Genomic DNA, 25,610 nt, shown 5'->3' on the forward strand with positions numbered 1-25,610 from the left:
AACTTTTTTATTTGCTAAAAGCATATAAATATATAGTTTTGCAGCAAATTATACCTCATGAAAATAAGTACACCCTTCTATATTTTATTTTTTTTAACTTTAAATCTTGTCTCTCAAGAAACAATCGCTATTCCTGATATTGGGTTAGAAGAATGTTTAATTGATTTAGATATTGACTCGAATGGTTTAAACGGAACTATTTTAGTTGAAGATGCCAAACATGTTATTAACTTAAATATCAACGACCCTTTAACTAATAAACTTTTACCAAATGTACACTCTAAGGTTAAAGATTTAACGGGTTTAGAGCATTTTCCTAACTTAAAAAGAATTGATTGTTTTAATAATAATATTACGAAGATAGATTTATCTAAAAGTACTTCAATTACTTTTTTAAACTGTAATGAAAATCAAATTGAAAGTTTAAATTTAGCGAATAACACTAAACTAGCTTATGTAAGTTGTGATAATAACAAAATAAGCTCTCTAATTTTAGGAGAAAATACTAAGCTTGAAAGTTTGTATTGTAGTTTTAACAATTTAACAAGTTTAAATGTTAAAGGCTGTACTAAATTAGAAAGTTTAGATACTACTGGTAATAAAATAAGTGGAATTTTAGTAAACGAAACTCAGTTTAACAATATTCCTGAAGGATGGTATAAAGATCAGAATGCTATTTATACAACAAATAAAAATGACATAAGTACACCTGTGCAAACTGTCGTTAAAAAAGAAGTTGTAACTAAAACAACGCCACAACCAATTGTAAAAAAAACACCAAGTACTGTAAATAGTCAACCTAAAGAAAGTACTTCTAATTATTACGAAAAATTTCAACTTTCTGTTGTTAGCGAATACGATCAATTAGTACTTGCGGCAAATCATACGCAAAGTAAGAAGAACGAATTACAGCAAAAATATAGCTTAAACGCTCAACAACTTTCGCAATGGATTACTAAATATGCTAGTTTATTAACTACGGATAAAAATAAATTTACGACTACTGATGTAGGGCTTCCTAAAAAATTTACTCCTGCTTATTATTCAAAATTCAAAAAATCTGCTGTTGACGAATATGAAAAAGCCATATTAAACCCAGCTTATTTACAAAGTAAGAAAGAAGAAATTCAGAAGAAATATAATTTAAATTCTGAACAATTTACACAGTGGATTAATTTACTAGGAAATTCTGCTCTTAAAGCAAAAACAGCACAACCAACTGAAAGTGCAAAAAGTTTTTACGATAAGTTTAAAAAATCGGTAGCAAAAGAATATGAATACTTAGTTTTAAATGCTACTCATTTACAAAGTAAAAAAAGTCAAATACAACAAAAATATAATTTAACAGCTGCGCAACTTAACGAATGGATTAAGAAACATAGCAAGGTTAAAACATTGTAAAAGTAAATTTATAATATCACTTATAAAAAAACCCACATTTTAATAAATGTGGGTTTTTAACTTTTTATATTCTTTTAATTAAGAAGCTGCTCTTAATTTTTTTAATGCTGATTTCGTTATTTTTGCTTCAGCATATTCTTTTGTTACTCTAAGTTCTTTTTCTTCAGAACTTGGCATATCGTACATTGCATCTGTTAAAATAGCTTCACATAACGAGCGCAAACCACGAGCTCCTAATTTATATTCAACCGCTTTGTCTACAATATATTGCAATGCTTCTTCGGTTAATGTAAACTCAACATCATCCATAGAAAACAATTTTGCGTATTGCTTTATAATAGAGTTTTTTGGCTCTGTTAAAATTGCACGCAACGTTTTTGCATCTAAAGGATTCATGTAGCTTAAAACGGGTAAACGCCCTATAATTTCGGGTATTAATCCAAACGATTTTAAATCAGACGGAATAATGTATTGCAATAAATTTTCTTCATCAATTTTATCTTCAGCTACTGATGCAGAATATCCAACGGCTTGCATATTTAATCGTTTGCTGATAATTCTATCGATTCCTGAAAAAGCTCCTCCGGCGATAAATAAAATATCTTTGGTGTTTACTTCTACAAATTTTTGATCTGGATGTTTTCTTCCTCCTTTCGGAGCTACGTTTACAACAGATCCTTCTAATAATTTTAATAATGCTTGCTGAACACCTTCACCAGAAACATCTCTTGTAATAGATGGATTGTCTCCTTTACGAGCTATTTTATCAATTTCATCAATAAAAACAATTCCTCTTTCAGCTTTTTCAACATCGTAATCTGCCGCTTGTAATAAACGACTTAAAATACTTTCAACATCTTCTCCTACATAACCTGCTTGGGTTAAAACAGTCGCATCAACAATAGAAAACGGTACATTTAGCATTTTTGCTATAGTACGCGCTATTAATGTTTTACCTGTACCAGTTTCACCTACTAAAACTATGTTTGATTTTTCTATTTCTACTTCATCCTCTGCGTCTTTGGCTTGCAATAATCTTTTATAGTGATTATATACAGCTACCGACATTCCTCTTTTAGTTGCATCTTGCCCGATAATATATTCATCTAAAAAAGCTTTAATTTCTCTTGGCTTTTTTAGTGTTAAATCTTTAGACAAAGTGCTTGAAATAGCCTCAGCAACTTCTTCCTCTACAATTCCGTGAGCTTGCTCTATACATTTATCACAAATGTGTGCATCCATACCAGCAATTAACAAATCTGTTTCTGGTTTTTTACGTCCACAAAAGGAACATTGTAAGTTTTCTTCTTTCGACATTTTTATAAGATTTAGGCTCTAGGCTTTATGTAGTAGTTTTAAAAAGTTTACTACATATTGCTTATCGCTGAAAGCTAACTATTTATTTTCTTGTTAAAATTTCATCTACCATTCCGTAAGCTTTTGCTTCGTCGGCTTTCATCCAATAATCACGATCAGAATCTGCGTGAACTTTATCAAAAGGTTGCCCAGAATGTTCAGAAATAATATTATATAATTCGGTTTTTAATTTACCGATTTCTTTTACGGTAATTTCCATATCAGATGCCTGTCCTTGCGCTCCACCTAATGGTTGGTGAATCATAATACGAGAATGTGGCAATGCAGATCGTTTTCCTTTTTCACCAGCACACATTAAAACTGCTCCCATAGAAGCTGCCATACCTGTACAAATTGTAGCTACATCTGGCTTAATAAATTGCATGGTATCGTAAATACCTAAACCAGCGTAAACACCACCTCCTGGAGAGTTGATATAAATTGAAATATCTTTATTTGCATCTACACTTTCTAAAAATAATAATTGTGCTTGAATTACATTGGCAACTTGATCGTTAATACCTGTACCTAAAAAGATAATTCTATCCATCATTAAACGAGAAAAAACATCCATTTGTGTAATGTTCATTTGACGTTCTTCCATAATATATGGCGTTAAACTACTAGTTACTTTCCCTAAATATGTACTGTTTATTCCGTGGTGTTTTGTTGCGTATTTTTCAAATTCTTTTCCGTAATCCATTCTAAAATGTTTTTGGTTATAAGCTGTAAATATAAGAACTATTTTGTTAGTGTTTATGGCTAAAAAAACCTGAATTTACATTCAGGTTTTTTATATCAAAATAGTTTAAAACTATTATTTGTATACTTCTTTAATAAAGTCTTCGTAAGAAAGCTCTTTAGCATCAAAACTCATGTTTTCTTTATAAAAAGCTAATAATTTTTGGCTAATTAATTGAGTTTGTAATTTTTGAGCTTCGTCTTGGTTTTGTAAAACTCTACCAGCGATGTCGTTTAATTCTTTTTCTTCTGGATTCATGTTACCAAACTGAGCCATTTGCGAACGGATAAATCCTTTTGCGTAGTCTACTAATTCTGCATAATCAATCTTGATATCGTTATCTCTCATAACTTTCCCTTCGATTAATTGGTAACGTAATCCTTTTTCAGACTTGTTATATTCCTCAACAGCCTCTTCAGCAGTTAATTGTTTTTCGCCTGCTGTTTGCAACCATTTTTGTAAAAATTCAGTAGGTAAATCAAATTTTGTATTTTCTACTAAGTTTTCAGTAATTGCATTTAATAATTGCTGATCTGCTTGTTGTTGAAATTGCTTTTCAGCATCTTCTTTAATTTTATCTTTTAAATCAGATACTGTACTTACACTTCCGTCAGCAAATAATTTATCAAATAATTCTTTATCTAATTCTGCTGCTTCAGTTTCAGTAATTTCTTCAATTGTAAAAGAAACTGCAACATCTAATCCGTGAACATCATCATGAGCAACACCTAAAGCTCCTTGTAATTTATGCTCGTCTTCAAATAAGTTTTTAGTTTTTAACTCTAAAACATCACCTACTTTAGCACCAACAAACTTTTTTAAGTTTGTTTTTCCTTTAATATCTTTTACCGCTATGGTAGCTTTTTTATTGATTTCTTTTTCTTCGTTTACAAAAGTACCAGTTACATTCGCTTCTTCTGTAGCTTCCTCTTTAGAGATCATTTTACCGTAACGAGTTTGAATATTTTCAACCTCTTTATCTAATAAATCATCAGTTGCAACGATGTTATATTGAGTAACTTTATTTTTTGGTTTTAAGTTTACATCAAACTCAGGAGCTAATCCTAATTCGAATTCGAAAGAAAACTTATCAGCATCCCAATTAAAATCGTCTTGAACTCTTGGTAACGGATTTCCTAAAATATCTAACTTTTCTTCTGTTAAATACTTGTTTAACGATTCTTGTAAAAGTTTATTTACTTCATCAATCATTACTGATTTTCCGTATTGCTTTTTTACCATTCCCATTGGTACTTGACCTTTTCTAAATCCTGGAATGTTCGCTGTTTTACGGTAATCGTTTAATTGTTTTGTTACTTGTGCTTGATAATCTTCAGCAACTATATCAACTTTTACCACTGCGTTTAACGCATCTACGTTTTCTTTTGTAATATTCATCTTAAAATCTGTTTCTTTAAAATCGGGTGCAAAATTACTATTTTATTTTATTAGAAGCAAGACATTTACCTTTAAGAGTACACTCTTGCTTTTATCTTTTACTTGCTGATAATCAAAATATTGTTATCAAATTTTATTATTTCATTTTCTTCGTCTTCTTATCATCATCTAATAAAGAAAATAAGAACGATCGGAATATTGACAACAACACACTAAATAACAGTGCTGTAAAAAATCCGTTAACTGCAAAACCTGTTACTAAATTACTTGCAAACAAGATAATTACTGCGTTAATTACAAACAAAAACAAACCCAAAGTTACAATGGTTGCTGGCAATGTAAAAAACACTAATAACGGACGCACAAACATATTTAACAACGAAATAACAACTGCTACAATAACAGCGGTTCCGTAATTTGTAACCACAACTCCTGGTAAAATATTTGCTAAAATGATAACTGCTAAAGCTGTTAACAATAATTTTAAAAATAATTTCATTTCTTTTATTTTTTATAAATTAGAGCGATAATCGTACCAAAAGAATAAAGCTGTTATTTTGACAGGTTTTTAAAATTTACTGTTATTTTATGAATAAGGAAAACCTACAAACTTTTATACAATCAATACTTCCAATATCTTCTGAAAAAGCAAAGTTAATTACCAAAAAATTTGAAGCTGTTAAAATTAAAGATAACATTGATATTTTATTTGAAAACAAAACTCCAAAAGCTACTTTTGTTTTAGAATCTGGTTTTGTTAGATCTTATACTATTGATAGTGATGGGAATGAAATTACAACTAATATTTATGCTCCTTTTTGTTTTGTAAACGATTTTTTATCTTTTTTTAAACAACAACCTAGCAATGAAAGTTTTCAGAGTTTAACAGATTGTGTTTTATGGAAAATGAATTATGATGATGTTCAAGAAAACTTTCATACCATTCCTGAGTTTAGAGAATTTGGTCGAATGATGCTAATTACAAACTACTCTAATTTAAAAGAACGAATGCTTGGTATGATTAAAGATTCTGCTGAAAAAAGGTATTTGAATTTAATAAAACAACAACCCGAAATTATAAAAAAAGTACCTTTAAAAATTTTAGCTTCCTATTTAGGTATTACCGACAGCTCATTAAGTAGAATTAGAAAAGAGATTTCTTTAAAATGATTTAAACTTTCCTGCATACAACAATAAAAATTTAGTTTAGCTCTTAGCTCTTTTTATAACAAACTTAAAACATCATTAAATCATTTAAATTTAACGACAGATGAAATTTAAAATTACATTTCTAATATTTATTATAACATTTACAATTAGTTGTAATAGTAATGATAACATTAATAGTTATCTGGAAAACTCCGATGTAATTCGAGTTAACACAGACTTGTTTATAAATAGCCCAAATGATGATTTCGAAATAATTAACGCTTCGATTAGCAATAACAATCTAAATCTAACCATTGAATATAGTGGTGGATGCGGTAATATTTATTACGACTTAGTAACAAGTGATGATTATTTAGAAACCAGTCCTATTCAAAAAAATATTAGATTAGCTTTTGATGATAAAGATAATTGTGAAGCTGGTATAGAAGTGAAACTATCATTTAATTTAACTCAAATACAGGTTTCAAATAATGATTTAATAATTTTAAATCTTGACAAATGGGATAGTCAAATTGAATATAGTTATTAAGATTAGTGCTTAAGCCCCAAAACTACAACTAAAGTTTATACGAAATTGTTAACCAATCTTTAAAAATCAATTAAAAAAAGTGATAAGTGCTGCATAAAAATCTTTTGGATTTTCAGCATGCAACCAATGACCTGCATTAGCGATTGTTTTTATTATCGAATTAGGAAAGTGCGCATTAATTATCGGCTCTTCATCTACTGAAATATAACCCGAATTTTCACCTTTTAAAAATAAGGTTTCGCCTTCAAAAACAGTAAATGACGGTAATGCTTCGCCTACTTCGTTATTATTTTCGGTTAACGACGTTAAATTAAAACGAAAAGCTAATTCATCCTTTGTTTTTCGATACACGCTTTTTAATAAAAATTGTCGTGTACCAATTTCTGGAATTAAGGTTGCTAGTTTTTCATCTATCAGTTTACGAGAATTTTGAATACTAAAATCAACCGAATTTAAAGCATCTAAAATGTCGTGATGATGCGGCGGATACATTTTTGGAGAAATATCTGCAACAATTAACTTATTTACTTTTTCTGGATATTCAGTAGCAAACAACATTACTGTTTTCCCACCCATAGAATGCCCTAATAAATCAACTTTTTTTAAATTATGATGCGCAATATAATTATATAAATCTGCCACCATCAACTCGTAATTAAATTCATCAGAATGAAAACTACGTCCGTGATTTCTTTGATCTATTAAATGCACCTCAAATCCATCTTCAGCAAGTTTATTTGCATGACTTTTCCAATTATCACCCATACCAAAATAACCGTGTAAAATTAACACTGGTTTTCCCTCGCCTACTATTCTTGAATGTAAAATCTGCATTTTTACTGCAATCTATGTAAATACATATTTACTACGTTTTCTAAACCTAAATACAGTGATTCAGAAATAAGTGCATGTCCAATAGAAACTTCTGCCAAGTTTGGAATATTCTCCTTAAAAAACTTGATATTTTCTAAACTTAAATCATGCCCTGCGTTAACTCCTAACCCTAAATCATGTGCTAAAATTGCAGCATCTGCATATTTTTTTACCGCCAATTTGTTTCCTAAATCGTACTGGGTAGCAAATTCCTCAGTATATAATTCAATTCTGTCAGCACCAGTTTTTGCTGCCGCTTCTATCAACTTTAAATCTGTATCAATAAAAATAGAAGTTCTAATTCCGTTGCTTTTAAACTCAGATATTACCTCTTGTAAATATACTTGATTTTTAACTGTATCCCAACCTGCATTTGAAGTCAGCTGACTCACACTATCTGGCACTAAAGTTACTTGTGTTGGTTTTATATCTAAAACCATTTTAGTAAATTTATCAATCGGATTACCTTCAATATTATATTCAGTAGTTACAATCGACTTTAAATCGTACGCATCTTGATAACGAATATGTCGTTCATCGGGTCTTGGGTGAATTGTAATTCCTTCTGCTCCAAAATGCTGTATATCGGTTGCCACCTGTAATAAATTAGGTGTATCGCCACCTCTAGAATTACGTAATGTTGCAATTTTATTAATATTTACACTTAACTTTGTCATCTCATAAAATTAAGTTACAAAGGTAAATCATTAAAACTTTTTAAACTATATTCGTAGTAATGAATATCAACGATTTTATACTTAAAGAAATTAAAGCTCTTACTTTAAAAAGCACTGTGAAAAGTGCTCAAAAAGTATGTAAAAACCTGCCAATTACACATATTCCTATTGTTGAAAATGGTAAATTAATTGGTTGTTTACCCGAAAGTGATATTCAAACTATTGAAGATAAAAATCAGGAATTAACTGAATATTCTTATTTATTAGACCATTTTTTCACCAATGAAAAAGCCACATTATTAGATGTGCTTGTTTTATTTGCTGATAATGATTGTAATTTAATTCCGGTTTTAAACAAAGAACAGAACTATGTTGGGTATTATGAATTGAGTGATATTTTAGATGCTTTTGCCGACAGTCCTTTTTTACATAATGAAAGCGATACTTTAATCATCAATAAAAACAAAAGTGATTATTCAATGGGCGAAATTGCTCAGATAGTAGAAGCTAGCAACGGAAAACTTTTAGGGTTATATATTTCATCTGAAAACCAAGATGTTATTCAAGTTACTTTAAAGGTAATTACTGATGATATTAATGAAATTATCCAAACATTTAGAAGATATGATTACAATGTAATTACACAACATGAGGATGATTTTTATTTAGAAGAACTAAAAGACAGAGCTTCTTATTTAAAAAAATACTTAGATATGTAATTTACTAATCTATTAAATTAAACATTATTTACATTGAAAAAAGTAGCCATTTACGGTCAAGCTTATACAATTTCTGCAGAGAAAGAAATTAAATTACTGCTAACTACACTCGAAAATAAAAATATTGTTGTTTTTTTTGAAGAGGAATTTTATAATCTACTAGTTAAAAATAAATCTTTAACTAAAAAATATCCTACATACACTCATTTTAATGACTTATCTAGTTCTTTTGACATGATGTTTACCATGGGTGGTGACGGAACATTTTTAAGAGCCGTAACTTATATTCGAGATTTAAACATTCCTATTTTAGGAATTAACACCGGTAGATTAGGTTTTTTAGCTACCGTTCAAAAAAATGAAATTGAAGAAACTGTTGAATTGCTAATAAAAAAAGAATACACCATTCAAGACAGATCTTTACTACAAATAAATACCACACCACAAGCAGCAGGATTTACAGAATTAGATTTTGCCTTAAATGAAATTACCATTGCTCGTAGAAACACTACTTCTATGATTGGCGTAAAAACGTATTTAAACGAAGAATATCTTACCAACTATTGGGCTGATGGCTTAATCATTTCAACACCAACAGGCTCTACAGGTTACTCTTTAAGCTGTAACGGCCCTGTAATTTTACCCGATTCTAAAAGTTTTGTAATTACACCTATTGCTCCGCATAATTTAAATGCAAGACCCATGGTAATACCAGACAACACTACTATTCAACTAGAAGTTAGCGCGCGTGAAAAAGATTACTTAATTTCTTTAGACTCTCGTATTACAACGGTTCCTTTAGGCACTAAAATCAAAATACAAAAAACTTCTTTTAATATAAAATGTATTTTACTACATCAGCAATCCTTTTTAAAAACACTAAGAGGCAAACTTTTATGGGGAGAAGACACTCGTAACGAATCTTTATAATATTAAGTTTATCACAATAAATCCTTTAAAAAAAAGTTAATCAAAAAGACAGATTATTAACTTTTTAAAGCAAATTCATTTCCCTATATTTGCACGCTATTTTTTATAATGAAGAAACTTTTTATATTCATAATATTTGCTTTAACAGCAACAATAACACAGGCACAAACTCACGAAGTTGGTGTTTTTGTTGGAGGCACTAATTACAGTGGAGATATTGGTAAAACAAACTACCTATATCCTAATGAAGTTGGTGGCGGATTGGTATATAAATACAACTTAAACCCTAGAATAGCTTTAAGAGGAACTTATACTTACATCCCTGTTTCTGGAGATGATAAAGATGCTGAGAATAAATTTCGCCAAAACAGAGGGAATAATTTCTCAAATAACATTCATGAATTTGCAGTTGGGGTAGAATTTAACTTTTTTGATTATAATATAAGCGATTACAAAACCACCTTTACACCATACATACTTGCTGAAATTGCTGCTTTTAACTACTCAAGTCCTGTAGAATTAACTAGCGCAAATACCGTTCGTTTAAAAAATAGCTTTTCGTACTCTTTACCTGTTGGTATTGGTATTAAAGGAAGATTAGACGATCATTTGGCAATTGCTTTTGAAACCGGAGTTCGTTTTACATTAGTAGATGATATTGATTTTACAACAGATAAAATAAATAATTTAAATTTTGGAGGAACAGGAAATGACTGGTATATGTTTACCGGTATTTCAATCGTTTATTCCTTCGGAAGACCTCCTTGTTATAAAGGATTAGCAGAATAAATATGGATAAAAAACTACAAAGCATTAACTTAGAAAAAGTTCCAAATCATATTGCCGTTATTATGGATGGTAATGGTAGATGGGCTAAAGGAAAAGGAATGCAACGAGTTTTTGGTCATAAAAATGCATTAACAGCCATTAGAGAAACTGCAGATACAGCTTCAGAAATTGGCGTTAAGTTTATTACACTTTATGCTTTTTCTACCGAAAACTGGAACAGACCAAAATTAGAAGTAGACGCTTTAATGAGTTTACTAGTAAATACGCTAAAAAAAGAACTTCCAGAATTTCAACGTAAAAATGTAAAAGTTAATGCCATTGGTAATATTGAAAGCTTGCCAAAAAATGCGCAAAAAATTTTAGGTAAAGTAATTAGCGAAACAAAAAACAACACAAAAATTACTTTAACCTTTGCCTTAAGTTACGGTTCGAGAGAAGAAATTGTTAACACTATTAGAAACATATCTAAAAAAGTTGTTAATAAAGAGCTAGATATTGAAAAAATAGACGAAAAAATTATAAATAACCATTTATATACATTTAATTTGCCCGACGTTGATTTAATGATACGTACAAGTGGCGAACAAAGAATCAGTAATTTTTTACTTTGGCAAATAGCTTATGCCGAATTATATTTTACAGAGGTATTATGGCCAGATTTTAGAAGAGAAAATCTTTTTGACGCCGTTATAGATTATCAAAACAGAGAAAGAAGATTTGGAAAAACAAGTGAACAGATTGAGACCAATGAATAAATATTCTTATTTAGTAGTATTTTTAATCGCTTTTTTAACAGCGAATACACAAGCACAAAACACCATAACTAAAGATAGTACTGCTACAAGCAACGTTATTCCTTACAAAAAAGGAACTCAATACATACTTGGCGGAATTACAGTTACTGGTTTACAAAAATTTAGCGAACAAACCATTAGAGTTTACACTGGTTTGGTTGATGGACAATCTATTAAATTACCTGGAGACAAACTTACTAGTGCTATTAAAAAGCTTTATGAAAGTAAACAATTTAGCGAAGTAGATGTTTATTTATCTAAAAAAGATGGCGAAACCGTTTATCTTTTATTTGATGTTACTGAACTTCCTCAATTAAGTGACGTACGTTTTTCTGGGATAAAAAAATCTAAAGCTAGAGATATTAAAAAAGAAACCGAGCTTAAAAAAGGAGTGATGGTTACTGAAAATTTAATTATTACCACTCGAAATTATATTAAAAAGAAATATACTGACAAAGGTTTTCTAAAAACTAAAGTTTCTTTAAATACTAAAAAAGACACTTCTGATATTAACACTGTTAGCATGGATATTTTTGTTGACAAAGGGAAACGTATTAAAATTAAACAGATTAATTTCATTGGTAACAAAGCTTTGTCTAGCACGTCTTTACGTGGTATTATGAAAAATACGAAACGTAAAGTTTTAGGGCGTTTTTGGAAATCATCAAAATATATCTCTGATGATTTTAAAGAAGATTTAGAAGGTATTCTTGAAAAATATAGTGAAAAAGGGTATCGAGATGCTCGTATTTTATCTGATAAATTTACTTGGAATAACGACAATACGATTAATATAGAAATAGCATTAGAAGAAGGACGTCAATATCGTTTTAAAGAAATAAAATTTGTAGGTAACAAAAAATATTCTGATGAGTTTTTACAAAACATCGTTCGTATTGACGAAGGTGATGTTTATAATGGTAAAGTATTAAAAGAACGTATTTCTGGAGACGGAACACCTTCTTCTCAAGATATTCAAACCCTATACCACAACAATGGATACTTGTTTTCTCAAGTAAATGCTATTGAAACCAAAGTAAGCAACGATTCAATTACTGTTGAAGTCCGTATTCGTGAAGACGAACAAGCTACTATTAAAAAAGTTACCGTAGCAGGAAATGAAAAAACAAACGATCATGTTATTTATAGAGAATTACGTGTAAAACCAGGTGACTTATTTAGTAGACAAAACATTATTCGTTCTATTCGTGAAATTGGTCAATTAGGTTTTTTTGATGCAAATGTAACTCCAGATGTAAAACCAGATTACCAAAACAAAACTGCAGATATTGATTTTTCTGTAGTAGAAAAAGGAGGAAGTCAAATAGAACTACAAGGTGGTTATGGTGGTGGATCTTTTATTGGTACACTGGGATTATCTTTTAACAATTTTTCTTTTAGAAATATATTTAACAAAGAAGCATATCAACCATTACCAATGGGAGATGGTCAAAAGCTTTCACTTCGTTTACAAACAAGTAGAACCTATAATACTTACAGTTTTTCATTTACCGAACCTTGGTTAGGTGGTAAAAAACCACAATCATTATCTTTTTCTATTTATTTATCTAATCAATACAGATACGACTATATTACAAACTCTGTAGATAAAGACCAAAGTTTAAGTATACTAGGAGCTTCTATTGGTTTAGGAAAACGTTTAAATTGGCCAGATGATTACTTTTCAATGGCACAAAACATAAGTTACCAAAGAATAGACTTACAAAACTACGGATACCGAGTAGGATCTTCTAATGATTTAATGAGTCAAGGAGACCTAAATAACTTAGCATATACAATTGCTTTAAGTCGTAATTCTGCAGGGCCTAGTTTAATATTTCCAACTTATGGTTCAGACTTTTCACTTACAGGAAAAGCAACTTTTCCTTACTCTTTAGTAAACGGAAAAGATTATACAGAGCAAAAAAACCCGACCAATCAAGAAAGGCAAGATTATTTAGCTGATAAATACAATTGGTTAGAATACTATAAAATTACTGCAAAAGGAAAGTGGTATACTGAATTAGCTAAAAAATTAGTATTAATGTCTAATTTTGAAATGGGATATTTAGGTTCATATAATGACGAATTAGGATTAACACCTGTTGAAAGATATTTTGTAGGAGGAGATGGTATTGCTCAAGGTCAATTAGATGGTAGAGAAACAATAGGTTTAAGAGGTTATGAAAACAACCGATTATCATCTATTGATGGTGGCTCAATTTATAATAAATTCCAGATGGAATTACGCTATTCTATTACAGATAAACCTTCAGCATCTATTTATACCGTAGGATTTTTAGAAGCAGGTAATTCTTATGACAATTTTAGCGACTTTAATCCGTTTCAATTAAAGCGTTCAGCTGGATTAGGTATACGTATATTTATGCCTGCCTTTGGTTTACTTGGTATCGATTTCGCTCATGGTTTTGATAATTTACCTGGAACTACCGAAAAATCTGGTTGGCAAACACATTTTATTATTGGAAGACAGTTCTAAAACCATACATTTGTGATGTGTCTGGTTTTTTGGCACGGTTTTTTCTAAACACATTATAGCAAGATGAAAAAAATCATTTTATCAATCGTTCTTTTATTTATTACTAGCAATATCATTGCACAAAAAGGTCAACGTATAGCATATATTGATATGGAATATATTCTTCAAAATATCCCAGAATATTTAGAAGCTCAAAATTCTTTAGATGCCAAAGTTGAAAAATGGAAAACTAAATTAGATAAAGAAAAAAGAGCTATAGAAGTTTTAAAAACTGACCTAACTAATGAAAAGGCAATTTTAACTAAAGATTTAATTGATGAACGTGAAGAAGACATCACTATTAAAAGAGAAGCTTTACGTAGATTAGAATCATTATATTTTGGTCCGAAAGGAGATATGTATAATTTAAGAAAACAGTTAATAAAACCTATTCAAGACCAAGTTTATAGTGCAATACAAAATATTGCTTCAAGAAAAAAATATGATTTTGTTTTTGATAAATCTGGTGAGTTAGTCATGTTATATTCCAATAAAAAACACGATATTAGCGACCTTGTTGTTAAAATGATTAATATTGATCAAAAAAGACAAGAAAAAAAGGATAAAATTGCAGCTAAAAAAGCATTGTTAAAAAACGAAGGTTTAACCGATGCTCAAAAAGAAAAAGCAGCTCAAAAAGAAGCAATCAAAAAGAAAAAACAAGCAGATCGATTAACTAAGATTAAACAAATAGAAGAAAAAAGACAAGCTAAATTAAGAGAGAGAGCTGAAAAAAGAAAACTATTAAAAGAAAAGAAAGATGCCTTAAGAAAAGCACAAGAAGACGCTAAGAAAAAGGCCGCTGAAGAACAGAGTAAATAAATCAAGAATAAAGAACATAAATTAAATTAAAACAAAGATGAAACATTTTAAAACCTTATTATTAGTTGCAATTTTTACAATTGGATTAGGTAGTGTGGCAAATGCACAAAAAACGGCACATATAAATACAGATAAATTATTATCTGAAATGCCAGCAACTAAACAAATGAAGGCTGAATTAGAGAAGTTAAGTAAAACTTACCGTGACGATATTGAAGCGATGGTTAAAAAACTGCAAGCAAAAGTTAAAAAATACGATGCAGAAGGAAAAAGCCAAACACAAGAAGTAAACCAAAAAAGAGCTATCGAGGTTCAACAAGATAGACAAAAAATTGGTCAAGCTGAACAGGCTGCTAGCCAAGAAATGCAAAAAAAATATCAAGAAAAAACACTTCCTATCTTAAAAAAAGCTGAACAAGCTATTAAAGATGTTGCTGCTGCAAAAGGAATTATTTACGTATTTGATTCTGCCGCTGGTAAAGGATTAATCGTTTTTGAAAAAGGTGAAGATATTTATGGTGCTGTAAAAGCTAAATTAGGTTTCTAATTAAACCTTTAAAATATTTTATAAAAAATCCTGCTGAATTCAGCAGGATTTTTATTTTTGTTATATATGATAAATAAACAACAACCTATAGGTATTTTTGATTCTGGTATTGGCGGTACATCTATTTGGAAAGAAATTAACGCACTTTTACCAAATGAGGATACTATTTATTTATCTGACAGTAAAAATGCGCCTTATGGGCAAAAATCAAAAGAAGAAATTCTTGAGTTATCAATTAAAAACACCGAGTTTTTAATAAAAAAAGGTTGTAAAATTATTGTTGTTGCTTGTAATACTGCAACAACCAATGCTATTGAATATTTAAGAAGTAATTATAAAATTCCTTTTATTGGTATAGAGCCTGCTATTAAGTCGGCATCAATACAAACTACCACGAAAACCATTGGTATTTTAGCAACAAAAGGAACACTTAACAGTCAGCTATTCGAAAAAACTTCGGCAACAATTAACAACACTGTTAAAATTATTGAGCAAGTAGGTAATGGCTTAGTTGAACTTATTGAAAACGGAAAAATGTATTCGCCTGAAATGACTAATTTATTAGAAAAACATTTAAACACAATGTTGTCATCTAAATGCGACTGTATTGTATTGGGTTGTACTCATTATCCGTATTTAATACCACAGATAAAAGAAATTACAGGAAATACTATTAAAATTATCGATTCTGGTGAAGCTGTTGCTAAACAAACTAAAAATATTTTGGCAGCACACAATTTACTTTCTACATCAAAAAACAAAAATTCTAGTATTTTTTACATCAATAAAGAAAAAAATGTTTTGACTAATATCTTAAAAGACTATGCTGATTTAACTATTAACTTTTTAGATTTTTAAAAACTTCCGTTTATATTCGGACAAGCAGAACCTCTACGTTTTTTACATAAAACATTAATACCAAAAGAAATTTGGTGAAAACCTCCGTTAGAAAAAACCACATCACCGCTTTGTTGTGTATAAGTATAAGCAAACATTAAGTTTTTATAGTTAACACCAACTATTGGCGTTACATAATGTGCATCACCAAAAGCACTACTATCAAAACTTCTTCTGTAAGATAATGCTGCCCATAACTGAGCAGTTTCTAGTTGTTTATATACTTTAAAATTTAAATCACCAATTTTTTCTCCAGTCTCATCTTTGTACTGAAACATTACTGATGGCTCAAACTGTAATTTATCTTCATCTCCAAAAAAGTAACCCGCTCCTAAAATGTAATTTCTTAAATTAAGAGATTCAAAATCGGGGTTTAAGTCATTTTTTGCTGATAACATAATATTTTTAACTGTAAAATATGATGATAATCCTTTATGATGATATGCCATACCAAAATCGGCATTGAAATAAAAATCACTATCAATTATTTGGCTAACTGTTGGGTCGTTTACAAACCTTCTTTGATCAACTTCATTCTGCACAACAGACATTGACAAACCAAATGACAGTTGCTTAAACAAGTTTTCGTTACCCAAATTTAAGTGATATGTATAAGTACCTTGAAATCCTTTTTGAGAATGGTAACCATTTTTATCATTAAAAAGAATAAACCCGTATCCTGCATTAGAATTTTCATTAAATTTAGCATGAAAACTTGCTGTTTGTAATGACGGAGCATCTTTTACACCAATCCATTGCTGGCGTGCTGTAAAACGTATTTTACCGCAATCTCCAATACCAGCTGCGGTTGGATGCAATAAATACACATTATCCGATAAATAATCTGCATAAATAGGTAATGTTTCTTGTGCGTAACCTTTTATTATAAAGGTTAAAAAAAACAACACTGTAATTCTTTTCATATTTTTTAATTGATAAATAGCTACCAAAGATAGCCAAGAGAAATAAGAAACCTTGTTAATTTTAAAAAAACTAAACTTATTATTCATTTTTTAACATCTTAATAATTTAATCGATAATTAGACGGGGTTCTACCTTTCAATTCTTTAAATTTTCTATTAAAATTCGAAATGTTTTTAAATCCCGATTTTTCTGAAACTTCAATAATTGAATACTCTTTATTTTTTAACAACTTACAAGCCGTTTCTATTCTTAGCTCATTTAAAAAAGTAAAAAAAGTTTTATTTGTTCTTTGCTTAAAATACCTGCAAAAAGCATTAGCAGTCATGTTAGCAACATCTGCTATATCTTCTAACTCAATTTTTTTAGTAAAATTGCTTAATGTATAATCCATAACATCTCTCATTCTTTTCCCTTCGTTATCTGAATACATTTTTTCGTCTAAAAATGATGAAAGAAGTTTTGTTTCAGAATCAACAATAATGTCTATTATCTTAATAAAAACAATAAACTTTAATAAATCCCTACTTTTTTTAAGTTTAAAAAACAATTTTCTTATTTTTTTGGTGTTAGACAGCAACCTAAAACTGTTTTTAGCAGCTGTAAAAAAAGGCATCACTTCTTTAAAATCGTCCAACTCAAAAAAAAAGGTTCCAAATGATTGTTTTGTAAAAAATAACGACATCATAAACGATTCTTTAATTACTGAAGTATCACTTTTAAAAACGTGTGGTTGATTACCTGCAATTACTAAAATATCGTCGGATTTATATTCGTTTACAGTATCTCCTACTATTAAAGTTCCTTCTCCTTTAACAATATAACAAAGCTGAATTTCTTCGTGTTGATGTAATTTATCATAAAAAAAAACTTCTTTATCTTCTTGATAAATTAATCCTAAATTTTTAGTCTTAGGTATTTTAAAAGGTAAAACTTTCATATAACAGTATTTTACACAAATCTATAATATACTACCTAAATAAATATAAAAAATAGATTATAATGTTAAAATAATACAATCATAAGGTAATAATTAACAAATAAACTCTAAAAATCGAATATAACTTTGCCCTAAAAAAACAAAATGAGTATAAATTGGAAAGGCGTTATGCCGGCAGTAACTACAAAATTTACAAATAAAGACACTTTAGATTTAAAGATGTTTGAGGTAAATATTAAGGCGCAATTAGATGCTGGAGTTCATGGAATTGTTTTAGGCGGAACATTAGGTGAAGCAAGTACTTTATCTAACGATGAAAAAAGAACACTTACCAAAACAACAGTTAGTTTTGTTGATAAAAAAGTACCTGTATTAATAAATATTGCGGAACAAACTACTAAATCGGCAATTATAGCAGCGCAACAAGCTGAAGATGATGGTGCAATGGGTTTAATGATGCTGCCGCCGATGCGTTATACCGCTGGCGACAGAGAAACTGTTGAATATTTTAAAGCTGTAGCAAATAATACATCTTTACCTATTATGGTGTACAATAACCCTGTAGATTATAAGGTTGAAGTTACCTTAAATATGTTTGACGAACTGCTAAAATGTAATAATATTGAAGCTGTAAAAGAATCTACCAGAGATATTTCTAACGTAACAAGAATTAAAAATCGTTTTGGTGATCGATTAAAAATTATGACAGGTGTTGACACCTTGGCTTTAGAAAGTTTATTAATGGGAGCTGACGGATGGGTTGCTGGTTTGGTATGCGCTTTTCCAAAAGAAACAGTGGCTATTTATGAGCTTCAAAAAGCAGGAAAAATTAAAGAAGCTTTAGCTATTTACCGATGGTTTTTACCTTTGTTAGAATTAGATATAAATTCTAAATTAGTACAAAATATAAAATTAGCTGAAGTTGCTACAGGTATTGGTACCGAAAATGTACGCGCACCACGTTTACCACTAATAGGTGAGGAAAGAAACCATGTTTTAAATATTATTGAAACAGGATTAAAAAACAGACCAACTTTACCTGATTATAAAAACTTGTAAAATGATGACAGGAAAAAATTATATAGGAAATCAATTATCTGCCTTAGGCAATACAACTTACCAAACTTTTAACCCTGAATTAAACAAAAAAAATAGCCTCACTTTTACCGAAGCAACCTCACAAGAAATTGATAAAGCAGTTTCTTTAGCTTCTGATGCTTTTAATAAATTCAAAACTATTTCTGGAAAAAGAAAGGCTGATTTTTTAAATGCTATCGCAGATGAAATTTTAGCTTTAGATGATAACTTAATACAAATGTATTGCTCTGAAACTGGATTGCCAGAAGGAAGAGCCAAAGGAGAACGAGGAAGAACCGTTTTTCAACTCCGTTCTTTTGCCGATTTAGTTTCTAATGGATCTTGGGTTAATGCCACAATAGATACTGCACAACCCGATAGAGAACCAATGCCAAAACCAGACATTCGTAAAATGAACATTCCTTTAGGACCAATAGTTGTTTTTGGTGCTAGTAATTTTCCGTTAGCTTATTCAACCGCAGGTGGTGATACTACTGCTGCACTTGCCGCTGGTTGCCCAGTAATTGTAAAATCGCACCCAATGCATGCTGGTACAGGAGAATTAATTGCAACTGCGATAATAAAAGCCGCAGAAAAAACAGGAATGCCAAACGGAGTTTTCTCAAACTTAAATTCAAGCGGAATAGCAGTTGGTCAACAATTAGTTGGCCACCCAAAAGTTAAAGCTGTTGGTTTTACAGGAAGTATTAAAGGCGGTAGAGCTTTGTTAGATTTAGCATCAAAACGAGCAGAACCAATTCCAGTTTTTGCTGAAATGGGGAGTATAAATCCTGTAATTATTTTTCCGGAAGCATTAAAAAATAGAGCTCAAAATTTAGCCACTATTTATGCGAATTCAATTACCATGGGAACAGGGCAATTTTGCACAAATCCGGGTTTAATATTAGGGATTAAAGGAGCAGATTTAACACATTTCACAAATCAATTAGCTAAAAATATTGTGGCTACAAATCCGTCATGTATGCTACATCCAAATATTGTTAAAGCGTATCAAAAAAATAAAGAAATCGCTGTTAATCAAAAAGGGTTAACTATTGTTGGTAATTATCAAAAAGAGATTCCAAAAAATTATGCTTCTCAAATAATTACAACCGTAAAAGGAAGTACATTTTTAGAAAACCCAACATTACATCAAGAAGTATTTGGTCCTTTTTCAATGATTGTGCAATGTGACGATGAAGCGCAACTAGAACAAATTATTATGAAATTAGAAGGACAATTAACAGGTACTCTTATTTCTGATGACAATGAAATTGCCAAATACCCTAAAATAATTGCAGCTTTACAAAACAGAGTGGGACGAATTATTTTTAACGGTGTGCCAACTGGTGTAGAAGTTTGCCCATCAATGGTTCATGGTGGTCCATATCCTGCATCAACAGACAGTCGTTTTACAGCCGTTGGAACTCAATCAATTAAACGTTGGGTAAGACCATTTAGTTATCAAGATTGGCCAAACGAGTTGTTGCCTTGCGAATTAAAAAATGAAAATCCGTTACATATTTTACGTACTGTTAACAATAGCCTTACAAAAGAACAAATACATTAACAAAAATTAACATTTTCTTTAGGATATCAAAAAAACTAAATATTATCTTTGATTAAGCTAAAGAAATTGAAAACAAAGCCAGCTTCGTCTTTCTTGATTAGAGAAATTTTTGAAGGGTTTTTTCCATAAAAGGATACAAGCTGGCGATTCAATTTAGCATGAAAAAAACTTTTTTTTGCGTAGATGCTCATACTTGTGGAAATCCTGTAAGACTTATTGCAGGTGGTAGCCCAAACTTAATTGGTGCTAATATGAGTGAAAAACGTCAGCATTTTTTAAAAGAATACGATTGGATTCGTAAAGGATTAATGTTTGAACCTCGTGGTCATGATATGATGAGCGGATCTATGTTGTTTCCGCCTCACAATCCTCAAAATGATTTTGCCATTTTATTTATCGAAACCTCAGGTTGTTTACCTATGTGTGGTCACGGAACCATTGGCACCGTTACGATTGCTATTGAAGAAGGTTTAATAACTCCTAAAAATCCAGGGAAAATTAAAATGGAAGCCCCAGCTGGTTTGGTAGAAATTGAATATCAACAAACTGGCGAAAAAGTAGATTGGGTAAAACTTGTAAATGTAAAAAGTTATTTAGCTGCCGAAAATTTAACCATCAACTGTCCTGAATTAGGAAATATTACTTTTGATGTTGCTTACGGAGGAAATTATTACGCCATCATAGATCCACAAAAAAACTTTTCGGGTGTACATGATTTTTCAGCATCAAAAATTATACAGTATTCACAAATTGTTCGAAATCGTATTAACAAAAAATATCCTGATATGTTTATTCATCCTGAGGATGATACCATTAGAGATGTAACTCATTTGTTATGGACAGGAAACCCGATTAACCCAAAATCATCAGGAAGAAATGCCGTTTTTTATGGCGATAAAGCTATTGACAGAAGCCCTTGTGGTACAGGAACCTCAGCACGTTTAGCACAATTGTACGCTAAAGGAAAACTACAATTAGGCGAAGATTTTATTCATGAAAGTTTTATTGGAAGCACTTTTATTGGTAAAGTAGAAAAAGAAACAACATTAAATGGCAAACCTGCCATTATACCAAGTATTAAAGGTTGGGCAAAGGTATTTGGATACAATAATATTATTATTAATGATAAAGATGATCCGTATGCATACGGATTTCAGGTAATTTAATTCTAAAAATCAATGTATTTATATGTCTAAAAAAATATTAATTATTGGTGGCGGAATTATTGGTTTGTGTAGCGCTTATTATCTTCAAAAAAAAGGTCATAAGGTTACAGTTATCGATAAATCGGATTTTTCATCTGGTGCTTCTTTTGTAAATGCCGGAATAATTACTCCTAGCCACATAATTTCTTTGGCCGCACCAGGGATGATTAACAAAGGCATTAAATGGATGCTAAATTCCACGAGTCCTTTTTCGATAAAACCTCGTTTAGATTTAGATTTTTTAAAATGGTCGTTATTGTTTAAAAAATCATCGACCTATAAAAAAGTAGCTTCTTCAATTCCTGTTATAAAAAACATTAATTTGTTAAGTAAAGATTTGTATGAAGAGATGAAAGCTTCGAGTGATTTTAGTTTTTTTTATCAACATAAAGGTTTATTAATGTATTACAAAACCGACAAAGCAGGAGAAGAAGAATGGAATACGGGAAAAGTTGCAATTGAAGAAGGCTTAAAGGTTGAACTTTTAACAAAAAAAGAAGTTCAAAAATTAGAACCTAATGTGAATTTAAATATTAAAGGCGCAGTTTATTATCATTCTGATGCTCACATGTGTCCGAATGATTTTATGCTTCAAATAAAAAAATATTTAGAAAATAGCGGGGTAACATTTTTAACAAAAGAAGAAGTTACTGCTATTCATATAGCAGCTAATAAAGTAAGCGCTATAAAAACCAGTAAACAAGAGTTATTTGCTGATGAAGTTGTTATTGCTGCAGGTTCTTGGTCTCAAAAACTAGCAAAAAAACTAAACACAACAATTCCCATACAAGCAGGTAAAGGTTATCGAATTAATGTTAACCAAAAAACAGGCATTAAAATACCAGCTATTTTAACAGAAGCTAAAGTTGCGGTAACGCCAATGGATGGTTTTACGCGATTTGCAGGAACTATGGAAATAGGCGGATTAAATAATCAAATAAACACTGCTCGGGTAAAAAAAATTGCTAAAGCCGGAGAAAATTATTACACAAATTTACATATTAATCAGCATGAAATAAATAATGCCGATAGCGGTTTACGTCCTTGCTCTCCTGACGGATTGCCTTATATTGGTCGTTTATCAAAAATTAAAAATATAACTATCGCAACTGGACATGCAATGATGGGCTGGAGCTTAGGACCAGCTACTGGTAAATTAGTTTCTGAAATTATATCCGAAGAAAAAACTAGTTTAGATATTAGTCCTTTTAATCCAGATAGGTTTAGTTAAATAAAAAACACTTTAGAAATTTCTAAAGTGTTTTTTATTTAATTATTTTTTAAAGTTAGAAATACCTTTTTCTAACCAATTGTAATATTCTGATGCATCTGGAGTGTACGCAGCGGGGTCAATTAAATTAGATTCATCATGTGCCATTAATACATAAAACGGTTGCGAATTTGCTTTGTATTTTATGGTTTGTAACTCACTCCATTTTTGACCTATATATTTTAGCTTTTTACCTGGATTTAATTTTGATTCTACAACCTCATCATCCTTTAAAGCTCTTTTATCATCAACATATAATGAGATTAAAACTACTTTATTTTTTAAAACATCTAAAACCTTAGGTTTAACCCAAACATTTTGTTCCATTTTACGACAATTAACACAAGCATGCCCTGTAAAATCAATCATTACCGGTTTGCCAACTTTTTTGGCGTAAGCAAGTCCTTTATCATAATCGTGAAAAGAAATAATATCATGAGGCGGCATTAAATGCGCTCCTTCTGGCAAACCATTATTATGTGTATTTGCATCGTTGCTAGAAATAGCAACTGTATTTTGCTTTGTGTACCCTACTCCGTAAGGAGATTCGCTATAATGTTGTGGTGGTGGAAAAGCAGAAATTAAATTTAAAGGCGCTCCCCACATACCTGGCAACATATAAATTGTAAATGATGCCACTACTAAACCTAAACTTAACCTACCTACCGAAATATGATTTTGTGGACTATCGTGTGGTAATTGAATTTTACCCAATAAATACAATGCTAAAGCTCCGAATATTGCTATCCAAATAGCGATAAAAACCTCTCTTTCTAATAAATGCAATTGTAAAACTAAATCGGCATTTGATAAAAATTTAAAAGCTAATGCTAACTCTAAAAATCCTAAAACAACTTTTACTGTATTTAGCCATCCACCAGATTTTGGTAATGAATTTAACCATCCCGGAAAAGCTGCGAATAAAGCAAATGGCAATGCAATTGCTAACGAAAAACCTAACATCCCTACAATTGGAGCTAAACCACCTTTTGATGCAGCTTCTACCAATAAAGTTCCTACAATTGGTCCTGTACAAGAAAACGAAACAATTGCTAAGGCTAATGCCATAAAAAAGATACCAATTAGCCCTCCTCTATCTGCTTGAGAATCTACTTTAGTTGCCCAAGAACTTGGTAAAGTAATTTCGAAAGCTCCTAAAAAAGAAACGGCAAATATTATTAAGATTAAAAAGAATGCGATGTTAAACCAAACGTTAGTTGACAAGGCATTTAACGCATCTGCACCAAAAACACCTGTTACAACGGTGCCTAATAAAACATAAATTCCTATGATTGATACTCCGTAGATAATCGCATTTTTAATTCCCTTAGCCTTACTTTTACTTTGTTTGGTAAAAAAACTTACCGTCATCGGAATCATCGGAAAAACACATGGTGTTAACAAAGCTGCAAATCCTGATAAAAAGGCTATAAAAAAGATTGCTATTAGCCCTTTTTTATCTTTCTTTTTTGTGGATTTATCAACTTTTGCAACACTTTTATTTTTTGATATTGCTTTGTTTAATTTAAAAACTAAATCAATTTCTTTTGGAGGTAAACATTGCTCATCAGTACAAGCAATAAACTCAACAAAAGCATTAACCTCGTTAATATTAGCATCTATTAAATCTATTTCTTGTTCAAAAACAGCTTTGTGAGCAAACGATTTAATGCTCATTCCTGCTTCATTAAAAAGTTTTGTAAATTTAATTTTACCTTTAGGTTCTTTAGTATTTCCTACTAATTTAATTTTACCGCCATTATCATCAAAAGTAAAAGTAGTTGGTATTGGCCCTCCTTTAGGAACTTCTTGAGAGTATAAACTCCAAGTATTTTCAATACTAGCTTCAGCAATCAATTTATATTTTGATTCAGAAATTTTTTCAACTTTCGTTTTCCATTTAATGGGGTTAAATACCTGAGCTGAGGTTGTTAAATTTATTAATAAACCTAAAAAAAGTAGTACTGTTTTTTTCATTTTAATTTTATTAATCTTAATTAACCGAAAAAGATAAATCTATTTCTTTTGGAGGCAAACAATTAGCGCCCGAGCAAACCATATACTCCACCGTTCCGTTTATTACAAACTTCTCATTTGTTTTTAATCTGATACGTTGTTTAAATACCGCTTTTGTATCAAAATACTTAATGCGCATTTCAAACACCTCATCATCTACAACAACGCCTTCATCTTCTTTGGTATTTCCTTTTTTTAGGTAACGTTGATCTCCTGTAAAAGAAAATAATGTTGGTATCGGACCTCCTTTAGGTATTTCTTGCGAATAAATATGCCACTCATCATCTAATGTAGCTGTTGCGATTAATTCACTTTCTTTATCTGATATTTTTTTTACACTTGTTGTCCATTTTACGGGATTGTGAATTTGTCCGTAAGACATAAAACTTAAAGTAAAGATTAAGATTGCGATTAATTTCCTCATTTTT

Annotated in this window: 25 protein-coding genes; 15 read left to right on the forward strand and 10 right to left on the reverse strand. The window is 30.4% G+C overall.

Annotation, left to right across the window (positions count from 1 at the left end; translation table 11 throughout):
• The first annotated feature begins 57 nt into the window (after window positions 1-57).
• Window positions 58-1,401 (forward strand): leucine-rich repeat domain-containing protein, encoded by a 1,344-nt coding sequence (locus tag ACN5J5_RS03325; RefSeq protein WP_418645891.1) that lies wholly within the window; start codon window positions 58-60, stop codon window positions 1,399-1,401.
• A gap of 78 nt (window positions 1,402-1,479) precedes the next feature.
• On the opposite strand, the gene clpX is transcribed toward ACN5J5_RS03325, so the two are convergent.
• The 4 genes from clpX to ACN5J5_RS03345 form a co-directional block, all read right to left on the reverse strand.
• Window positions 1,480-2,718: an ATP-dependent Clp protease ATP-binding subunit ClpX gene (clpX, locus tag ACN5J5_RS03330; protein ID WP_418645892.1), complete on the reverse strand. Its 1,239-nt coding sequence runs from the start codon at window positions 2,716-2,718 to the stop codon at window positions 1,480-1,482.
• Window positions 2,719-2,800: 82 nt separating this feature from the next.
• A complete protein-coding gene (gene clpP / locus ACN5J5_RS03335; protein WP_418645893.1) occupies window positions 2,801-3,460 on the reverse strand; it encodes an ATP-dependent Clp endopeptidase proteolytic subunit ClpP in 660 nt (219 codons plus the stop codon).
• A 114-nt stretch (window positions 3,461-3,574) separates the two neighbouring features.
• Window positions 3,575-4,897, reverse strand: coding sequence for a trigger factor (tig, locus tag ACN5J5_RS03340; RefSeq protein ID WP_418645894.1), 1,323 nt, complete (start codon window positions 4,895-4,897; stop codon window positions 3,575-3,577).
• A gap of 136 nt (window positions 4,898-5,033) precedes the next feature.
• The gene (locus tag ACN5J5_RS03345; protein WP_418645895.1) at window positions 5,034-5,396 is read right to left on the reverse strand and encodes a phage holin family protein; all 363 of its coding nucleotides are present in this window, start codon (window positions 5,394-5,396) and stop codon (window positions 5,034-5,036) included.
• Window positions 5,397-5,485: 89 nt separating this feature from the next.
• Here ACN5J5_RS03345 and ACN5J5_RS03350 point away from each other — a divergent pair, with 89 nt between their 5' ends.
• A complete protein-coding gene (locus ACN5J5_RS03350; protein WP_418645896.1) occupies window positions 5,486-6,067 on the forward strand; it encodes a Crp/Fnr family transcriptional regulator in 582 nt (193 codons plus the stop codon).
• A 217-nt stretch (window positions 6,068-6,284) separates the two neighbouring features.
• Window positions 6,285-6,596, forward strand: coding sequence for a hypothetical protein (locus ACN5J5_RS03355; RefSeq protein ID WP_418645897.1), 312 nt, complete (start codon window positions 6,285-6,287; stop codon window positions 6,594-6,596).
• A gap of 66 nt (window positions 6,597-6,662) precedes the next feature.
• Here ACN5J5_RS03355 and ACN5J5_RS03360 read toward each other — a convergent pair whose 3' ends face one another.
• Window positions 6,663-7,430: an alpha/beta fold hydrolase gene (locus ACN5J5_RS03360; RefSeq protein WP_418645898.1), complete on the reverse strand. Its 768-nt coding sequence runs from the start codon at window positions 7,428-7,430 to the stop codon at window positions 6,663-6,665.
• A gap of 2 nt (window positions 7,431-7,432) precedes the next feature.
• Window positions 7,433-8,146 carry a pyridoxine 5'-phosphate synthase gene (locus ACN5J5_RS03365; RefSeq protein WP_418645899.1) on the reverse strand — a complete coding sequence of 238 codons (714 nt, stop codon included), beginning with the start codon at window positions 8,144-8,146 and terminating at the stop codon, window positions 7,433-7,435.
• A gap of 59 nt (window positions 8,147-8,205) precedes the next feature.
• Here ACN5J5_RS03365 and ACN5J5_RS03370 point away from each other — a divergent pair, with 59 nt between their 5' ends.
• The 8 genes from ACN5J5_RS03370 (at window position 8,206) to murI (ending at window position 16,144) form a co-directional block, all read left to right on the forward strand.
• On the forward strand, window positions 8,206-8,865 hold the full coding sequence (locus ACN5J5_RS03370; protein ID WP_418645900.1) for a CBS domain-containing protein: 660 nt from the start codon (window positions 8,206-8,208) through the stop codon (window positions 8,863-8,865).
• Between the two features lie 33 nt (window positions 8,866-8,898).
• Window positions 8,899-9,795 carry an NAD kinase gene (locus tag ACN5J5_RS03375; RefSeq protein WP_418645901.1) on the forward strand — a complete coding sequence of 299 codons (897 nt, stop codon included), beginning with the start codon at window positions 8,899-8,901 and terminating at the stop codon, window positions 9,793-9,795.
• Between the two features lie 108 nt (window positions 9,796-9,903).
• A complete protein-coding gene (locus ACN5J5_RS03380; RefSeq protein ID WP_418645902.1) occupies window positions 9,904-10,584 on the forward strand; it encodes a DUF6089 family protein in 681 nt (226 codons plus the stop codon).
• A gap of 2 nt (window positions 10,585-10,586) precedes the next feature.
• A complete protein-coding gene (locus tag ACN5J5_RS03385; RefSeq protein WP_418645903.1) occupies window positions 10,587-11,339 on the forward strand; it encodes an isoprenyl transferase in 753 nt (250 codons plus the stop codon).
• On the forward strand, window positions 11,332-13,878 hold the full coding sequence (gene bamA / locus ACN5J5_RS03390) for an outer membrane protein assembly factor BamA (protein ID WP_418645904.1): 2,547 nt from the start codon (window positions 11,332-11,334) through the stop codon (window positions 13,876-13,878). Before ACN5J5_RS03385 ends, bamA begins: the two co-directional genes overlap by 8 nt.
• Before the next feature lie 63 nt (window positions 13,879-13,941).
• The gene (locus ACN5J5_RS03395; protein WP_418645905.1) at window positions 13,942-14,739 is read left to right on the forward strand and encodes an OmpH family outer membrane protein; all 798 of its coding nucleotides are present in this window, start codon (window positions 13,942-13,944) and stop codon (window positions 14,737-14,739) included.
• Window positions 14,740-14,776: 37 nt separating this feature from the next.
• Window positions 14,777-15,286 (forward strand): OmpH family outer membrane protein, encoded by a 510-nt coding sequence (locus ACN5J5_RS03400; protein WP_418645906.1) that lies wholly within the window; start codon window positions 14,777-14,779, stop codon window positions 15,284-15,286.
• Between the two features lie 66 nt (window positions 15,287-15,352).
• On the forward strand, window positions 15,353-16,144 hold the full coding sequence (murI, locus tag ACN5J5_RS03405; RefSeq protein ID WP_418645907.1) for a glutamate racemase: 792 nt from the start codon (window positions 15,353-15,355) through the stop codon (window positions 16,142-16,144).
• Here the strand turns inward: murI and ACN5J5_RS03410 are convergent.
• Window positions 16,141-17,106, reverse strand: coding sequence for a type IX secretion system membrane protein PorP/SprF (locus tag ACN5J5_RS03410; protein WP_418645908.1), 966 nt, complete (start codon window positions 17,104-17,106; stop codon window positions 16,141-16,143). The genes murI and ACN5J5_RS03410 overlap by 4 nt on opposite strands.
• A 98-nt stretch (window positions 17,107-17,204) precedes the next feature.
• A complete protein-coding gene (locus ACN5J5_RS03415) occupies window positions 17,205-18,044 on the reverse strand; it encodes an AraC family transcriptional regulator (RefSeq protein ID WP_418645909.1) in 840 nt (279 codons plus the stop codon).
• A gap of 144 nt (window positions 18,045-18,188) precedes the next feature.
• Here ACN5J5_RS03415 and ACN5J5_RS03420 point away from each other — a divergent pair, with 144 nt between their 5' ends.
• The 4 genes from ACN5J5_RS03420 to ACN5J5_RS03435 all read left to right on the forward strand — a co-directional run bounded on the left by ACN5J5_RS03420 (window position 18,189) and on the right by ACN5J5_RS03435 (window position 23,127).
• Window positions 18,189-19,103: a dihydrodipicolinate synthase family protein gene (locus ACN5J5_RS03420; protein WP_418645910.1), complete on the forward strand. Its 915-nt coding sequence runs from the start codon at window positions 18,189-18,191 to the stop codon at window positions 19,101-19,103.
• A 1-nt stretch (window position 19,104) separates the two neighbouring features.
• Complete coding sequence (locus ACN5J5_RS03425) at window positions 19,105-20,691, forward strand: aldehyde dehydrogenase (NADP(+)) (protein WP_418645911.1); 1,587 nt, start codon at window positions 19,105-19,107, stop codon at window positions 20,689-20,691.
• A gap of 158 nt (window positions 20,692-20,849) precedes the next feature.
• Window positions 20,850-21,857: a 4-hydroxyproline epimerase gene (locus ACN5J5_RS03430; RefSeq protein WP_418645912.1), complete on the forward strand. Its 1,008-nt coding sequence runs from the start codon at window positions 20,850-20,852 to the stop codon at window positions 21,855-21,857.
• 22 nt (window positions 21,858-21,879) lie between these two features.
• Window positions 21,880-23,127, forward strand: a complete 1,248-nt coding sequence (locus ACN5J5_RS03435; RefSeq protein ID WP_418645913.1) for an NAD(P)/FAD-dependent oxidoreductase — start codon at window positions 21,880-21,882, stop codon at window positions 23,125-23,127.
• Between the two features lie 42 nt (window positions 23,128-23,169).
• On the opposite strand, the gene ACN5J5_RS03440 is transcribed toward ACN5J5_RS03435, so the two are convergent.
• Window positions 23,170-25,143, reverse strand: a complete 1,974-nt coding sequence (locus ACN5J5_RS03440) for a protein-disulfide reductase DsbD family protein (protein ID WP_418645914.1) — start codon at window positions 25,141-25,143, stop codon at window positions 23,170-23,172.
• A 16-nt stretch (window positions 25,144-25,159) separates the two neighbouring features.
• Window positions 25,160-25,606: a protein-disulfide reductase DsbD domain-containing protein gene (locus tag ACN5J5_RS03445; protein ID WP_418645915.1), complete on the reverse strand. Its 447-nt coding sequence runs from the start codon at window positions 25,604-25,606 to the stop codon at window positions 25,160-25,162.
• Between the last annotated feature and the right edge of the window lie 4 nt (window positions 25,607-25,610).

It is taken from the genome of Tenacibaculum insulae (assembly GCF_964512435.1).
In the GTDB taxonomy this organism is placed as follows: domain Bacteria; phylum Bacteroidota; class Bacteroidia; order Flavobacteriales; family Flavobacteriaceae; genus Polaribacter; species Polaribacter insulae_A.

Bases quoted from the DNA above. Each gene is read 5' to 3' on its own strand.
- ACN5J5_RS03425 (WP_418645911.1), top strand. From the start codon at position 19,105: ATGATGACAGGAAAAAATTATATAGGAAATCAATTATCTGCCTTAGGC.
- ACN5J5_RS03395 (WP_418645905.1), top strand. From the start codon at position 13,942: ATGAAAAAAATCATTTTATCAATCGTTCTTTTATTTATTACTAGCAAT.
- bamA (WP_418645904.1), top strand. From the start codon at position 11,332: ATGAATAAATATTCTTATTTAGTAGTATTTTTAATCGCTTTTTTAACA.
- clpP (WP_418645893.1), bottom strand. From the start codon at position 3,460: ATGGATTACGGAAAAGAATTTGAAAAATACGCAACAAAACACCACGGA.
- ACN5J5_RS03400 (WP_418645906.1), top strand. From the start codon at position 14,777: ATGAAACATTTTAAAACCTTATTATTAGTTGCAATTTTTACAATTGGA.
- ACN5J5_RS03435 (WP_418645913.1), top strand. From the start codon at position 21,880: ATGTCTAAAAAAATATTAATTATTGGTGGCGGAATTATTGGTTTGTGT.
- ACN5J5_RS03430 (WP_418645912.1), top strand. From the start codon at position 20,850: ATGAAAAAAACTTTTTTTTGCGTAGATGCTCATACTTGTGGAAATCCT.
- ACN5J5_RS03365 (WP_418645899.1), bottom strand. From the start codon at position 8,146: ATGACAAAGTTAAGTGTAAATATTAATAAAATTGCAACATTACGTAAT.
- ACN5J5_RS03440 (WP_418645914.1), bottom strand. From the start codon at position 25,143: ATGAAAAAAACAGTACTACTTTTTTTAGGTTTATTAATAAATTTAACA.
- ACN5J5_RS03325 (WP_418645891.1), top strand. From the start codon at position 58: ATGAAAATAAGTACACCCTTCTATATTTTATTTTTTTTAACTTTAAAT.
- ACN5J5_RS03345 (WP_418645895.1), bottom strand. From the start codon at position 5,396: ATGAAATTATTTTTAAAATTATTGTTAACAGCTTTAGCAGTTATCATT.
- murI (WP_418645907.1), top strand. From the start codon at position 15,353: ATGATAAATAAACAACAACCTATAGGTATTTTTGATTCTGGTATTGGC.
- ACN5J5_RS03380 (WP_418645902.1), top strand. From the start codon at position 9,904: ATGAAGAAACTTTTTATATTCATAATATTTGCTTTAACAGCAACAATA.
- ACN5J5_RS03360 (WP_418645898.1), bottom strand. From the start codon at position 7,430: ATGCAGATTTTACATTCAAGAATAGTAGGCGAGGGAAAACCAGTGTTA.
- ACN5J5_RS03385 (WP_418645903.1), top strand. From the start codon at position 10,587: ATGGATAAAAAACTACAAAGCATTAACTTAGAAAAAGTTCCAAATCAT.
- ACN5J5_RS03420 (WP_418645910.1), top strand. From the start codon at position 18,189: ATGAGTATAAATTGGAAAGGCGTTATGCCGGCAGTAACTACAAAATTT.
- ACN5J5_RS03370 (WP_418645900.1), top strand. From the start codon at position 8,206: ATGAATATCAACGATTTTATACTTAAAGAAATTAAAGCTCTTACTTTA.
- ACN5J5_RS03415 (WP_418645909.1), bottom strand. From the start codon at position 18,044: ATGAAAGTTTTACCTTTTAAAATACCTAAGACTAAAAATTTAGGATTA.
- ACN5J5_RS03445 (WP_418645915.1), bottom strand. From the start codon at position 25,606: ATGAGGAAATTAATCGCAATCTTAATCTTTACTTTAAGTTTTATGTCT.
- clpX (WP_418645892.1), bottom strand. From the start codon at position 2,718: ATGTCGAAAGAAGAAAACTTACAATGTTCCTTTTGTGGACGTAAAAAA.
- ACN5J5_RS03350 (WP_418645896.1), top strand. From the start codon at position 5,486: ATGAATAAGGAAAACCTACAAACTTTTATACAATCAATACTTCCAATA.
- ACN5J5_RS03410 (WP_418645908.1), bottom strand. From the start codon at position 17,106: ATGAAAAGAATTACAGTGTTGTTTTTTTTAACCTTTATAATAAAAGGT.
- tig (WP_418645894.1), bottom strand. From the start codon at position 4,897: ATGAATATTACAAAAGAAAACGTAGATGCGTTAAACGCAGTGGTAAAA.